The sequence below is a fragment of the Vibrio sp. IB15 genome (assembly GCF_016406055.1).
In the GTDB taxonomy this organism is placed as follows: Bacteria; Pseudomonadota; Gammaproteobacteria; order Enterobacterales; family Vibrionaceae; genus Vibrio; species Vibrio chagasii.
Genome location: NZ_JAEFCE010000090.1, coordinates 1 through 12,235 on the forward strand (window position 1 = coordinate 1; position 12,235 = coordinate 12,235).

Genomic DNA, 12,235 nt, shown 5'->3' on the forward strand with positions numbered 1-12,235 from the left:
AGTTCAAAAAAAAACCCTAAGCTGTAGCTTAGGGATTTCTGTATAAGAGACAGGCCAAATGGCAGCCTTTTGAGTTTGCAAGCAAAGGTGTTAACGTCCTTCCCCGATAGGACAGGGTGATAATAACGCATTTAGATGTTAGCGATACCGTTAACCAGGTTGAATGCGAGTGAGCTCAAAGAATGAGCTCATCCGTCAGCACTTCTCCATTTTTAATGCGACGCGCCCTACAACTCTCACTTCATCTTCCTCGACGGTTAAAGTCGCTCCGTTAAAGCTTATCGCTAGTTTCTTACCTGGTAAGCGCTGAATCTCATTCAGTGAGAGTAGGCCGTCCATATCCACTAGGTAAGTACCGCTTACTGCTTGGTGGACTTCTTTATCGACAATGAATGAAGTCCCATCTTGCTCGATGCCCATTACATTAATAACCCCAAGCTTATCTAAATAGCTTTTATCAAAAGCTAACGTGTCATTGCCAACAAGCTTCCCATTTATGAGAGAGAAAAGGTCTACATCAAACAAGGTTTTTGGTTCGTTCTTCTTGGATGTATGCTTTTGCGTGGATTTTTCAGGAAATGGAGATCCTTCACCTAGTATTAAATATTCTAGAGACGCTCCAGTATGCAAGTGGACGCGAATAATCACCTCGTAAGGTGTTAAGTTGCGTTGATGCCACGTAGACATTGTAGATTTGGATACATCAAGTACCTCTGCGAGCGTCTGGAAATCACGACAATTTGTGACTTCCTTCAATCTTTCAGTTACATCTCTACCAGAAATGTACGCTTTAGGGTGTATTTTGTCTTGTTGTTCACGCATAAACGATCTAATATCTTTGCTCAAGGGTGAATGTTGAGGTGCAACTCTACATTCCGAAGTAAAACACTCATTAACGTAACAGGATAGCATTATGCTCTCATATCAAGTAGTCCTAAATACGCCTTTCATGACGTACGACCAATACTCTCAGTTCTCTGGTATGCCTAAACGTACCATCATGGATTGGGTAGCCGACGGTCGCTTACCTATTAAAACCAAAGCAAAAGGTAAGGAAACCCCTCTTATCAACATGATCGCCTTAGTTGAAATGGCGACTCGCGAAACGATGGAAAAGTTAGGGTAGGCCGCTATGCGTTTATCTTCCCTGATGCCAACCAAAGAGTATTGTCCGCTGTGGCTCAATATTCTTGGTTGGGGTTTCGTTTTCATCCCGTTTGTCTTCAATTGAGTATTGGTTATGAACGAAATTGACTCAATGTGCGAATTACGTGGCTCTAAACAAAAGGCATTTAACGAAGCGTGCTGTGCATTTGCGAACTCGGAGAACATGACCAAGTTAGCTAAAGCCGTTGGTATGAATGCGACCATGCTTCGTAACAAGCTCAACCCAGAGCAACCGCACATCCTTACCAATGTAGAGCTTGTGCTCATCACCAAGGCCAGTGGCAACTTCACCATTCTTAATAGCCTTTTGCTTGGCCTCGGCGTGGTAACGGCACAAATCCCCAATGATGCGAGTGAAGAGACTTTCATTAAACGCGCATTAGAAAACGCGGTGCACTCGGGTGACTTATCCCGCATGGCTTTAGAACATGCAGGGAATGATCGCCTCAGCCGCACCAACAAACACGTCATTATCCAAAAGGCGCAGGCAGGCATCAGCAACCTTGTGCTCCTTATCAACGATATAGAGAGCCGCACAAAAGGCGTTTCCCCATTCTTAGCGATGAGTGTGGATTTGGTCGCCAATGGTTCGGCTATTCCCGGACTGACTTAGGAGAGCCTGAATGGAATCGACTAACCCAATTCATAGACCTTGCCCAGATTTACCCGCATACAGCCTAAGCCAAGAGCAGAAAGCCAAAGGCTTAGCCATGCTAAAACAAGTCAAAGCTCAAGTACGTGACGGTGTTCTTACCAAGCTGCGAACGGAGTATGAGGAAGCGGAGAGCCCAACGTTAAAAACGGCGATTAACCGCAGAGCAAGAAGCATTAAACGTAACTGGTCATAACCATAAGCTAAGGATTAAGCATGATTACTCAGACACAAGAAGTCGCGAATAAACGCGCGATTCAACACACCGTCAATTCTATTTACAACTTGGTTTTTGAGAACAGTGATGTGATCGACTTCCGCATTGAGTTTTCTACCAAGCATAAGTACTTCGGGGTCTTTCACTTTGAAGGGAATCGCACCAAAGAGCTTCATTTAATCGTTCTATTGGATAGTGAGTCTGCACTTAAAGAGCTACTCGAAGTTGAAGATACGTTAATTGAGCGTATCGCGGAGTTTAAAGATCAAAAAGGGGAGGCGGCCTAATGCAATATTCAGCCGTGTTCCTTTGCCCGAGTGGTGGCATTGTTCGCCACGAAGAGACTCAACAGGTCGCGAACGTTCAGGTTGGTGATTTTGACTCTATGGACGATGCGGTTAATCAAGCTTGCTTAACGCTTGAGTGTACTCACCTGCACAAAGGCGTGATCTCAAAAGGTGAAGGTAAAAGTGGGTTTATGGTGGTGACAAACCAGGATTTGGAGGCGATATGAGCGAAGCGTTAAAAATTGCCGCTGAAGCAACTGATTATATCGAAACCTTATTAGTAGAAATGCTGGAAGGTAATCATCCCGATAATGAGGTGCTGTTAGGTACTTTGCTTTCGGGCAATGAGTCTATCCAAATTCAATTGAAGATCACCCGTAAACCAGAAGACTTCATGGATGAGTGTTGATGCATGGAACTGAATGAACTCCTCTATAGCGTAGGGGCTGTGATGCCCCTCGATAAAATCCGCAGAAACGATGCCAGCTTTAACGCTGGTTTTTTAGTATCCAAAATTTACACCGACCAAGAGCAAGCGCTTTTAGATTCCGGTTTGGTGAAGAAAATCCCAATTTACGATCGCGTTTTTAACCAGAGATCGAAGCGAGAGGTGGAGCTTCAGAAATCGACCGATCTCTTTAAAGCGCTTAACCATCGCACGGAACACGACCGCGAAGCGGCGGCGAGAATCGCCGAAGAAGCTAGGCTAGTCAAAGGGCGCAAAAGTCAGACAGAAAAATACAGGCATCGAATTGAGCGAAATCGTCGCACTCTGAGGCTTTTGGACAAGGTGGTGAACCCGTCCCAAATGTTGCAAAGCCCTGAGTCGTATTTCAACCACGACTCCCTCTATGGCTCTACAGAGCGAAATCAGCCTGCTGTACTGCGAGAAAAGGGGAGGGAAAACCGCTGTGAACCCAAAATCCTTCCCACATCGGTACAACTGCAGCAACGTGAATGCTTTAACCAGTATCGAATTCAGCACATAACACAAACACCGGCGAGCAAAGCCCCTGTAGCAAACAGTGGTGATAGATACACAGACAAATTAACCAAGCGAGCTGTTACCCAGATTTTCGAAAGTGCCGCGTATTCAGCAATTTGCAACGATGGGTTCACTACGTTCCTCACTCTGACGTTTACCAAAGCTCAGCGATTGGCGATTTTTGGTGGCATGGCCGATGAATCTGATCTCGGGCATCTGGGTGCTCGGCATCCTATCCGTTATCGAAGAAACATGGTGACTTATGCGAGTAGCCCGGCTGAGAAACGAGTGGCGTTGCCGGTCATTGATATCGGTGGGGCTTATTCAACGGTCCCATTTGCCAATAAACCTCGGACTAAGTTGATGAATGGAGGTGGGGAGATAGCTGGTGATTACTGCCGCTTAGAGGACAAGCCTACAACTGAATTTACCTTAGAGAAAACCATTGAAACCACAATGGGCAAAGAGGTGTCTCGGATTCTTGATGCGATGAAGAAGATGTATCAAAGAGGTTGGGTTGCTGATCATACAGTCCAAGTTGATACAGATAGCGGCCAGAAATATTGTGATTTAAAAGCTGAAAAAGTGCCGGCACATATTGGTAAGCCGAGTAATATTGGCCCAACCCAAAAACCGCTCGATTTTCATTACATTTGGGTCGCTGAGTGTCCTGCAAATGAGGATGGTGAACCCAACCCCCACGTGCATGTTCTTTTAAAGTGGAATGTTGAACCTAGGTTCTTTAGTGCCTGGGCAAAACGTCTAGAAAAAATTTGGGGACATGGATTTGCAACACTCGAGCGAATTAAAAAGCCAAAGGCTGCCGGCTCTTACATCATAAAGGCTGTGGGGTATGCCGCCAAAGGAGGGGATTCAACACAAGGGCTGATAAAGGGAAATCGTTACAGCATATCTAAATGCACAAGAGCGCCAAAGTGGCAGTGCTTGGCATCGTTTGAAGCGGACAACATGACGGCAGTGATTAAAGAGCTTGGCCATAAGCTAGACCAGTGGAAAAAACCGTTAAAGCGCAGAATATCAAAGCTGAAGGTGGCAAAAGACCAAACGATTAAAGCCAAGGCGATAGCCATGAAACAAGGCAAACCGAAGTCACTGACAGACAAAATGCAGAGCCGAATTATTCGTTTGGAAAAACAGGCAGAAAAGGTAAATCAAGAAATCCGTGAACGTGGAGTGCATGCCTCCAGTGGGAACCGTTTCTCTGTGACGTTCGATGGTGATGACTCAAAAACTAAAGTAGACGAATTCTTGTTCTGGGCTGCTGGTGCTCGTGGTTGGTCTATGGAGTGTAGAGATTTGGATTTAGCTGATCTCAAACAAGAGGCTGATACATATTACGAAAGTAGCTTTGTTCATCACCAGGAACGGCGAGCCTATTGGAAGGCAGTATTTGAAGATAGCCCTCCTATTTTGGATGTGGATGACGACGAAAAGAGTTATTGGATGGATACTCAAGCACAGTATTTAGAGTCACATTTTGAGGGATTGTTGTGTGAGTAAAACTGAGGGATGAATCTCGCTTCATAACAATACTGTATGAATACGTACATTATTACTGTATATTTACACAGTAAATTGATTTGGAGTAGAGCTATGTCATTAAAAAATCAGGACATATTCTTACAAGCAATGGGGTTCATTATTGATGCTGTAGCGCTCAGCACTGAAGGTGAAAGCAGGGCTGATATGGGTATTTATTTGATGAGTCTATTGGTTGCGGATCAAAAAGGAGAGTTGAAGCCAGAAAAATTAGCCGCTATTAAGCAGCTAATCGAGATGGCTGATGAGATCCGAACGTGATTGGGATTTCTAGTTAAATATATTTCTATGGGATTAAAGTTAACATTCTTATTATTTTCAATAATATCAATATCTTAATGTTGTTGATTATTGTTTTTTTTAGATTTAGATTGTGCCGATAATCGTGTGCTGGCCGCACAATCTAGTGTTTAAAAAAGGAATTCAGTATGAAAAAAAGCTTCTTAATTTTATCAATGGCGTCGTTGTTATCAGCGTCGGTATTTGCTAAAAATCTTTCATTTTCAAACCCAAGAACTCTATTGCCCAATGAGGATGTACAGTCTTTTGAACTTGCAGATCTAGACGGTAATGGAAAACAAGAAATTGTATATCTAACGTCTAACGGTGAACTTAAGTATGCAGCCTTAGGCCATTATATCACCGAATCAAGTCGTGATATTCTTCGTAGTTCGTATCAATGGGCTGTTAAAGATCGTCCAGGTATAACGATGAAATTTGATGATACTGGGTACATGATTTTAAAAGAAAGAAGTGGCGGTGGATCTAATTTATATTTTAAAGATGGTACGTTCTTCAGTGGGAATCATGTGCAGCAAACAATATTGATTGATTACATTTCTGATACTGAAATCAGCGGTACATTTAAGGATGGGAGTTTGGGAATTTACGATGAGGTTCCTTTCATTGCGGTTCCAAAGTAGAAAACCCAACTAAGGTATCAAAAGTTGTTGTTTTAGCTCTTGGCGCTGATCGGGTGCCAAGGCTTTAACCATTTCAAAAGCCAACTGAGAAGTCGTCTTAGCTGAAGGGCTAAGAGTATGGCTGAAGGAAAGGTTCATCACGAAGGTATGACCGCACTCAGGGTCACTACAACTACAATATAAATCGCTATAACCCGCTGAAATACGGTTTGATTTTTGTATGCGGGCTTTCTCGCCACACTCCTGGCAAATTACTCTCATATGACACCATGAACCTATCGAAATGATAAGCCCATGGTACTAAATTATGGTGAGGATTTATACAGCCCTCAGGTTTTTGAGGATGTCTTTTTGTTTTTTCTAGGGGGCGTGCTTACCTAGATGAGCCACAGTTGTCGGGTTATGAAGAAAAGTTATGTATTTTGTGAAGTGATGAATCATATGTGACAGATGAGTTATTGAATATGTGGCATATCAATGTAAATTCTATATTGCATAAGATTCTTAGATGGAAAAATTCTGTATTTAAATGCCGAATTTTCCTATCTAATAAAGCTGTTATAACCCTTGTATAAAATTGAAGGAGAATGTCATTGAACAAGGAACAGTTGGCTAAAGAAATCTACGAAATATCAAATATTAAGGGCAGCTTTAAGTTACGCTCAGGTGTCACTGCGACGGAATACTTCGATAAATACTTGTTTGAATCGAACCCACGAGTTTTACAAGCAATCGCAGAGCACTTGGAAGGTGTTTTGCCTTCAAGTTTTGACCAATTGGCTGGTCTTGAAATGGGCGGAATTCCAATAGCTACGGCACTCTCTTTAAGAATTCAAAAGCAAGTTTTATTCGTCCGCAAGGAAGCTAAAGAGTATGGTACGTGTAAGTTAGCTGAGGGCGGCGTAATAGACAATCAGGAACTTTTGATTGTTGAAGACGTTGTAACTTCGGGTGGAGCAATAATTGACGCAGTTAACGAATTACGTGCTCGTGGTGCTATTGTCAATAATGTCGTTTGTGTAATTGACCGAGAAGGTAGTGGCAGAGAGAACTTAGAGAAATTGGGTCTTAAGTTTAGCCCTCTCTTCACAAAGTCAGAGTTAGAAAAAGCGGTCGGGTTATAACAAAGCGTTTAAGACAGATTCCCAACGCATGGCATTTTCATTCCATCGTTGGGTTCAGTGTTTACGGTGGTCTGATTAGGTTTTGTGGTGGCGTTGCTCACTACTTAACGCGCGTTATAAATCTAATTCAGTGAGGCATTTTTTTTGAAAATTAACGAGCTTTGTCACATTGCAATCAGTTGTATTTCAATTGAAGAATCAACCAATTTTTATGAAAATATATTTGGCTTCAAAGTAGACGGAACACTTGGCAGTAACAATGGGAATGTTAAGTTAAGAGTAAGTGAATACTCGTATATAGAGCTTTTTCCGTTTGAGCAGTACAACTCTAAAGGTAGAGGATGTATTGCTCATTTCGCATTGTCTGTAGAATGTCTTGACTCCGCAATTTCTCATATGAGTAATAAAAATCAAAGTATATTACGTGGACCTTTCACTGTACGTTGCAAGAATAGTCAAAAAGACATTAGTAAAGTTGTGTTTTATAGTGGTCCAGATGGTGAAGAAATTGAGTTAATTCAGCGTTACTAGATTTATAACAAATCGTTCAAGTCTGATTCGCAAACGCGTGTCGATTTCGCTTCGCTCCATTTTGGCACACGTTCACTCACAGTTTAACTGGGCGTTATATGCACAGAGAGAATTACAGATGATTCGTAATTATTTAGAAACGGAAAAACAAATTCAGAACTCTGCCCATGATGGGATTGGCTCTGTCGAGTTATATGAAATTTGGAGTAAGTCAGACTTCGCTAGCAGCTGCGATTTTATCGACAGACAAATTATCCCGCCAAATTCTACGGTTGGTTACCATAAACATAGCAACAACGAAGAGATGTATATTATTCTCGAAGGCTCTGGAACAATGACTATTGATAACCAAGAGGTTAAGATTAAAAAAGGCGATATGATAAAAAATAAGCCTTATGGCGAGCACGGTTTAATAAACGATTCAGATTCAGACATTGAGCTGTTAATTATTCAGTTTAGCTTGGATTAATGTACATATAACAAGGCTCTCAACAGTGACCTGAACACGTGGCACTTTTGCTTCGTAAAAGTGTATGTCATGGTTTCGGTCACGTTAGCTTGGCGTTATGTTCTTTGGGCTAGGAAGGGATACGGAAACACTAGTATTAAGCTCTAACTGCAACTACTTCCAACAGCCACCGCATCCGGTGGCTTTTTTACGCCTGTCTCAAAGCCCCACCGAAAGCATGCCCAACCCCACGGAAACCGCACTCCTCCTACCCACCCGAAGCGTTTTCGATCTCATTTTTTCGCAATTCTATTTCAGAAAAATTCTATATTTTGTGAAGTGATGAATCATAAGCGACAGATAAGTTATTGAATATGTGGCATATCAATGTGTATCCTGTTTTGCATAAGACAACTAGATAGATGAATGCTGTATTTAAATGCAGAATTTATCTGTCTAAAAAGCTGTTAGTTGTATTGGAGAAATCGTGACAATTGAGCAACTAGATAAAGTAGACATCATTGCGCATGACGAAGAAAAAGTAACTTTAGTTATTTCCGATCATTTAGAATGGGATGATCAAAATGAAAAGCTCCTGTTGCTCCAAGAAAAGCTCAACCTTTACTTGTCATTTATTGAGTCTGGTGAAGTTTTTGAGCAATACCCGTTGGCAAAGAACAAGCTATTTGAAATTCAAGTCGTTTCAAAATACCAACCTAACAATGAAGCTAAAGAATTCATTTTATTGGCATCAAAATTAGTACGTGAAGCAGGCTTTAGCCTTACCCACGACGTGAGGGATTACAACTAATAATCTGTTTAAGAGTGATTCGCAACGCGTGGCATTTTTACTATACGTTGGTTTTAGTGTTTAAGGTGGTTTACGGCAACTGTGGTATTGCGTTGTTCACATCACCTTAACGCGGCTTTATGTAAATCGGGAGTTTAAATGTTAGTTTGGGATGAAATAGATGTAATGACAGTCCTAGAGGTTATTCCTGATCAAGAGGTAGATGGAATCTGGCATAAATACACTGTAGAAAAAGGGGGGATACAGCTTTCTATTACGGTGTATCAATATGATGGCGACGTGGGATTTGAACTTATTAATTGTCACAATCAATCTACTCTATTTTCAATGAGACTAATCGGTTGTGAGGGCGTAATCAGGAAGCTGGATTCTACGGGTGAGTACCTAGAGTTTGCTCCTGCGAAAAGTTTTGGCAGTAGGTACGATGGAATATCACCAATTCCTTATGGAGTAAGGGTATCCGTGAATCCAAATATTAATATCTCACTATACGGTTGATATACAAAACAAAGCGTTTAAGGCAGATTCGCAACGCTTGGTGTTTTTGGTTTGTATGAGCTTAAGTGTGGATAGCATAATGGTTTAGGCTCGGTGGTGGAGGTGTTCACCATTTAACGCGGCGTAAGATTTTTGATTGTGCTTGGTTACTCATTTATATGGTAAATGTTGACTTGGCTTTCTACTTATTGCTCTAATTAAACAATGAGTTAGATATAAGGTATTGAAATGGAAATTGTACAAAAAAAAGGCAAAAATAAATTCACGTTCAGTTTCGGAGACGATGGGTTTAATTACGGCTACGAGCAATCGTCGGGTAAAGGTGATGTAGATCTTTACTACGGTGACTTACCACATAAAAGTTCAGAGATTATAGAACAGAATGAATGGCTGAGAAATGTAGGCATTCTTTGGATTGTAATTGGTATTTTTCAGAGTGGATATGGCAGTTTTACGCGTGAAGCGTTTTACTTAGATCCAATGTGGTTCTTAATAGGTAGTGTTTGTTTAATTTGGGCGGTTGTATCAAAAATTACCTACACAGTTTATAACACTAACGTCGTTAACCTACTTATCATAAAAGATAAACAGCATGATGCAGTAGTCGATGCATTGATGAGTCGACGTAAAGAGCAACTTTTAGCTTGGTATTCGGAGATTAACATGGAGAACGAGTTAGCTAATGAGATCAACAAATTTAAATGGTTAGCTGAGCAAAAAGTATTGAGTGAAGAAGAGTCAAAGCACAAGATAGAAGAAGTAAAATATTACCATCAAGAGCAAGGTGATACAGAAAGAGTGCTTAACTAGTCATAATTAGTATCAAATTTGAAGCGCAACTACCTCCAACAGCCACCGATCATGGTGGCTTTTTTACGCCTGTCTCACAGCCCCACCGAAAGCACGTCTAACCCACGGAAAACGCACTCCTCCTCCCCACCTGCGACGTTTTTGATCTCATTTTTTTGCAATTCTATTTCAGCGAAATTCTGCGACCGTAATAGAAAGCTAATAAGCCGCGAGCCCTTTAGGAATAACGGGGGATGCAGGATAATTGAAGGGCTGAGAATGGCTTACAGGGCGCCTAACAAAATTGCGAAGAGTGCAAAAAATTGCAATAAATTGAAATTTTGACGATCAGTATTGATCTGTTTTGTGTTTTTAAATGATTGAAATATTTGAGTTTCTGTATTTTAGGTCAGGTTTTTGATGATCATCTGTTTTTTTTTGATGATCAGTTTCGTATTGCTTCAGCCCTTGTTGGATAAGGGCTGAACGTGAATTGCGACGAAAAACAAAATTGCAAAAAATGTCACTGTGTTTACGTTACTCAGCTCAAGCAGGGCAGTATCACCGATCTCTAAGAAGTCATGTACCACTGACTGTATTGAGATTACGCAGAACGCTCAAGTTGAAATTACGGGCGGCAAATCTTCGAGGAGTTATCGAGTACAATAAGGATATGAGTAAAAACATAAGGTCAAACTCATTTGTGCCCCAAAGTGTGTTTAGAACGTATGAATTTAGCATGAGAACTATTGTGGCAACAGCTTGCTGGCCAATCGTCTAACACTTATTCGTGCATCAGGCTGGAACATATTTTGCCGTTCAATTCATGATATACAGAAAAAATCTGTATTTAGTGATGTAGGTAAGGAACTGTAGAACTTAAAGTATTGTTATTCATAGCAAAACAGATGTATGGTTTTCATCATTAAGATACTAGACAGAATAATTCTATATTTAAGTACAGAATTCTTCTGTCTAATATAGCTGTTATAGTTTTGGAGTAAAAATGGCATTCAACTTAACAGAAGAACAATTAGTTAATACTGAGGTGGAGCTTGGTGCAAGGCTCCCTCATGATTATCGTGAATCGATGAAGACTGATAATGGTGGTGAGGCAACGACCGAAGAAGATGACTGGGAGCTTTACCCAATCAAGGACAACTCCGATCGAAAAAGGCTAGCTCGTACTTGTAACCACATTATTGCAGAAACCAAGGCGTGTTTTGGTTTTGGCAACTTTCCTCATCATGCATTGGCTATTGCTAGTAACGGTCTTGGTGATCAAATGGTTTTCTTAAAAGAGTCAGAACAGTTCAAGCCCGAAGTTTATGTTTGGCTTCATGAAACCGGAGAGATTAAGTTGCTTGCAAGTTCATTTGCCAAGTTAGAAAAGCTATAACAAATTGTTCAAGAGTGATTCGGCACGCGTGGCATTTTTGCTATGCGTTTATTCTAGTGGTTAAGGTGGTATGCGGATGCTTAGGTATTGCGTGCCTCACACCTTAACAAGGCGTGATAAATACCATCTACTTTTGAGTCTGGTGGTTCTTGGAAGCATACATATTCGAATGTGAGGAAGAGTACATTGAAGTTTTGGTTTGTAGGCGAAGCTATATGTTTGGTCTTTTATATCTTCGTTTTTTCAGAGATTAACTATGATGTAACCCATAATTTTCTTTACTCTGCTGTAGTAATGCTTGTATCTGCTGTCGTTATCTATTTAATATTTGCTGTGAAATTTATTAGGATACAGTCTCGAAATCAGACTCCGGTTGAAAGCAGTACATTCAAACAATATGGGCCCAAGAAAAACCGTTGGTATGAAAAATACTCGAAGTCAACATTTGCTTTCTTATTATGGGTAGCAACAACTTTCTTACTTTCGACGATTGATCAAAGTATTGAGCTAGATAAAAGAGTGACTACTGGGCTGAGCATACTTGAGTCAAAGTCAACGACTATTGGAAGATCCCGAGCAGCGTTAGTAGTGGTTTCTGATGACGGGAAAAGCATAACTTGTCGGGGATATTACAACCACATTATTGAGAAAAATCTGCCCGCTACAGTTAGCCTTATATATTCTAAGACACTAATTGGCTTCGAGAAGATCAACTGCCAACTACATTTAGACAAAGAGTAATTCTCTGTGTTGTGAGAATTTAAGCGGGATGCTTGTAAGCAATGTATTTATAACAAGATGATTGGACTCCCCATCCCCAATCCGCCTATCTTTTAATAGGAAG

19 protein-coding genes are annotated in these 12,235 nt (G+C 41.0%); 17 read left to right on the forward strand and 2 right to left on the reverse strand.

Going from position 1 to position 12,235, the window contains the following annotated elements; translation table 11 throughout:
* Positions 1-195: 195 nt before the first annotated feature.
* Positions 196-822 (reverse strand): phage repressor protein CI, encoded by a 627-nt coding sequence (locus JC606_RS21705; protein ID WP_198779414.1) that lies wholly within the window; start codon positions 820-822, stop codon positions 196-198.
* 91 nt (positions 823-913) lie between these two features.
* Between JC606_RS21705 and JC606_RS21710 the strand changes: the two genes are divergently transcribed.
* The 9 genes from JC606_RS21710 to JC606_RS21750 all read left to right on the forward strand — a co-directional run bounded on the left by JC606_RS21710 (position 914) and on the right by JC606_RS21750 (position 5,791).
* Entirely contained in the window at positions 914-1,126 is a 213-nt protein-coding gene (locus JC606_RS21710) for a hypothetical protein (RefSeq protein ID WP_063522797.1), read from the forward strand.
* Positions 1,127-1,240: 114 nt separating this feature from the next.
* Positions 1,241-1,780 carry a phage regulatory CII family protein gene (locus JC606_RS21715; protein ID WP_198779415.1) on the forward strand — a complete coding sequence of 180 codons (540 nt, stop codon included), beginning with the start codon at positions 1,241-1,243 and terminating at the stop codon, positions 1,778-1,780.
* Between the two features lie 10 nt (positions 1,781-1,790).
* Positions 1,791-2,015 (forward strand): hypothetical protein, encoded by a 225-nt coding sequence (locus JC606_RS21720; RefSeq protein WP_198779416.1) that lies wholly within the window; start codon positions 1,791-1,793, stop codon positions 2,013-2,015.
* 20 nt (positions 2,016-2,035) lie between these two features.
* Positions 2,036-2,323, forward strand: coding sequence for a hypothetical protein (locus JC606_RS21725; protein ID WP_198779417.1), 288 nt, complete (start codon positions 2,036-2,038; stop codon positions 2,321-2,323).
* Positions 2,323-2,550 carry a hypothetical protein gene (locus JC606_RS21730; RefSeq protein WP_198779418.1) on the forward strand — a complete coding sequence of 76 codons (228 nt, stop codon included), beginning with the start codon at positions 2,323-2,325 and terminating at the stop codon, positions 2,548-2,550. Before JC606_RS21725 ends, JC606_RS21730 begins: the two co-directional genes overlap by 1 nt.
* Entirely contained in the window at positions 2,547-2,732 is a 186-nt protein-coding gene (locus tag JC606_RS21735) for a hypothetical protein (protein WP_198779419.1), read from the forward strand. Before JC606_RS21730 ends, JC606_RS21735 begins: the two co-directional genes overlap by 4 nt.
* Positions 2,733-2,735: 3 nt before the next feature.
* A complete protein-coding gene (locus tag JC606_RS21740; protein WP_198779420.1) occupies positions 2,736-4,829 on the forward strand; it encodes a rolling circle replication-associated protein in 2,094 nt (697 codons plus the stop codon).
* A 93-nt stretch (positions 4,830-4,922) separates the two neighbouring features.
* Positions 4,923-5,129, forward strand: coding sequence for a hypothetical protein (locus JC606_RS21745; RefSeq protein ID WP_004742469.1), 207 nt, complete (start codon positions 4,923-4,925; stop codon positions 5,127-5,129).
* A gap of 167 nt (positions 5,130-5,296) precedes the next feature.
* Positions 5,297-5,791: a hypothetical protein gene (locus JC606_RS21750; RefSeq protein ID WP_198779421.1), complete on the forward strand. Its 495-nt coding sequence runs from the start codon at positions 5,297-5,299 to the stop codon at positions 5,789-5,791.
* Positions 5,792-5,800: 9 nt separating this feature from the next.
* Here the strand turns inward: JC606_RS21750 and JC606_RS21755 are convergent, their stop codons facing one another.
* Complete coding sequence (locus JC606_RS21755) at positions 5,801-6,052, reverse strand: ogr/Delta-like zinc finger family protein (protein WP_004742471.1); 252 nt, start codon at positions 6,050-6,052, stop codon at positions 5,801-5,803.
* A gap of 332 nt (positions 6,053-6,384) precedes the next feature.
* Between JC606_RS21755 and pyrE the strand changes: the two genes are divergently transcribed.
* From pyrE to JC606_RS21805, 8 genes are all read left to right on the forward strand, one after another.
* Positions 6,385-6,915 (forward strand): orotate phosphoribosyltransferase, encoded by a 531-nt coding sequence (gene pyrE / locus JC606_RS21760; protein ID WP_233090569.1) that lies wholly within the window; start codon positions 6,385-6,387, stop codon positions 6,913-6,915.
* Between the two features lie 144 nt (positions 6,916-7,059).
* Positions 7,060-7,446, forward strand: coding sequence for a VOC family protein (locus JC606_RS21765; protein ID WP_017105996.1), 387 nt, complete (start codon positions 7,060-7,062; stop codon positions 7,444-7,446).
* Positions 7,447-7,564: 118 nt separating this feature from the next.
* A complete protein-coding gene (locus JC606_RS21770; RefSeq protein WP_198779423.1) occupies positions 7,565-7,915 on the forward strand; it encodes a cupin domain-containing protein in 351 nt (116 codons plus the stop codon).
* 466 nt (positions 7,916-8,381) lie between these two features.
* A complete protein-coding gene (locus JC606_RS21775) occupies positions 8,382-8,705 on the forward strand; it encodes a DUF6572 domain-containing protein (RefSeq protein WP_140326840.1) in 324 nt (107 codons plus the stop codon).
* Positions 8,706-8,843: 138 nt separating this feature from the next.
* A complete protein-coding gene (locus tag JC606_RS21785; protein WP_198779425.1) occupies positions 8,844-9,203 on the forward strand; it encodes a Ypar14, super integron cassette in 360 nt (119 codons plus the stop codon).
* Positions 9,204-9,431: 228 nt separating this feature from the next.
* Positions 9,432-10,013, forward strand: coding sequence for a hypothetical protein (locus JC606_RS21790; RefSeq protein ID WP_198779426.1), 582 nt, complete (start codon positions 9,432-9,434; stop codon positions 10,011-10,013).
* A gap of 985 nt (positions 10,014-10,998) precedes the next feature.
* On the forward strand, positions 10,999-11,391 hold the full coding sequence (locus JC606_RS21795) for an SMI1/KNR4 family protein (protein WP_025539246.1): 393 nt from the start codon (positions 10,999-11,001) through the stop codon (positions 11,389-11,391).
* Between the two features lie 186 nt (positions 11,392-11,577).
* Positions 11,578-12,132: a hypothetical protein gene (locus JC606_RS21805; protein ID WP_198779427.1), complete on the forward strand. Its 555-nt coding sequence runs from the start codon at positions 11,578-11,580 to the stop codon at positions 12,130-12,132.
* Positions 12,133-12,235: the final 103 nt, after the last annotated feature.

Excerpts from the sequence above, each read along its gene's own strand:
- JC606_RS21705 (WP_198779414.1), bottom strand. The coding sequence starts at position 822 with ATGCGTGAACAACAAGACAAAATACACCCTAAAGCGTACATTTCTGGT.
- JC606_RS21710 (WP_063522797.1), top strand. The coding sequence starts at position 914 with ATGCTCTCATATCAAGTAGTCCTAAATACGCCTTTCATGACGTACGAC.
- JC606_RS21715 (WP_198779415.1), top strand. The coding sequence starts at position 1,241 with ATGAACGAAATTGACTCAATGTGCGAATTACGTGGCTCTAAACAAAAG.
- JC606_RS21720 (WP_198779416.1), top strand. The coding sequence starts at position 1,791 with ATGGAATCGACTAACCCAATTCATAGACCTTGCCCAGATTTACCCGCA.
- JC606_RS21725 (WP_198779417.1), top strand. The coding sequence starts at position 2,036 with ATGATTACTCAGACACAAGAAGTCGCGAATAAACGCGCGATTCAACAC.
- JC606_RS21730 (WP_198779418.1), top strand. The coding sequence starts at position 2,323 with ATGCAATATTCAGCCGTGTTCCTTTGCCCGAGTGGTGGCATTGTTCGC.
- JC606_RS21735 (WP_198779419.1), top strand. The coding sequence starts at position 2,547 with ATGAGCGAAGCGTTAAAAATTGCCGCTGAAGCAACTGATTATATCGAA.
- JC606_RS21740 (WP_198779420.1), top strand. The coding sequence starts at position 2,736 with ATGGAACTGAATGAACTCCTCTATAGCGTAGGGGCTGTGATGCCCCTC.
- JC606_RS21745 (WP_004742469.1), top strand. The coding sequence starts at position 4,923 with ATGTCATTAAAAAATCAGGACATATTCTTACAAGCAATGGGGTTCATT.
- JC606_RS21750 (WP_198779421.1), top strand. The coding sequence starts at position 5,297 with ATGAAAAAAAGCTTCTTAATTTTATCAATGGCGTCGTTGTTATCAGCG.
- JC606_RS21755 (WP_004742471.1), bottom strand. The coding sequence starts at position 6,052 with ATGAGAGTAATTTGCCAGGAGTGTGGCGAGAAAGCCCGCATACAAAAA.
- JC606_RS21770 (WP_198779423.1), top strand. The coding sequence starts at position 7,565 with ATGATTCGTAATTATTTAGAAACGGAAAAACAAATTCAGAACTCTGCC.
- JC606_RS21785 (WP_198779425.1), top strand. The coding sequence starts at position 8,844 with ATGTTAGTTTGGGATGAAATAGATGTAATGACAGTCCTAGAGGTTATT.
- JC606_RS21790 (WP_198779426.1), top strand. The coding sequence starts at position 9,432 with ATGGAAATTGTACAAAAAAAAGGCAAAAATAAATTCACGTTCAGTTTC.
- JC606_RS21795 (WP_025539246.1), top strand. The coding sequence starts at position 10,999 with ATGGCATTCAACTTAACAGAAGAACAATTAGTTAATACTGAGGTGGAG.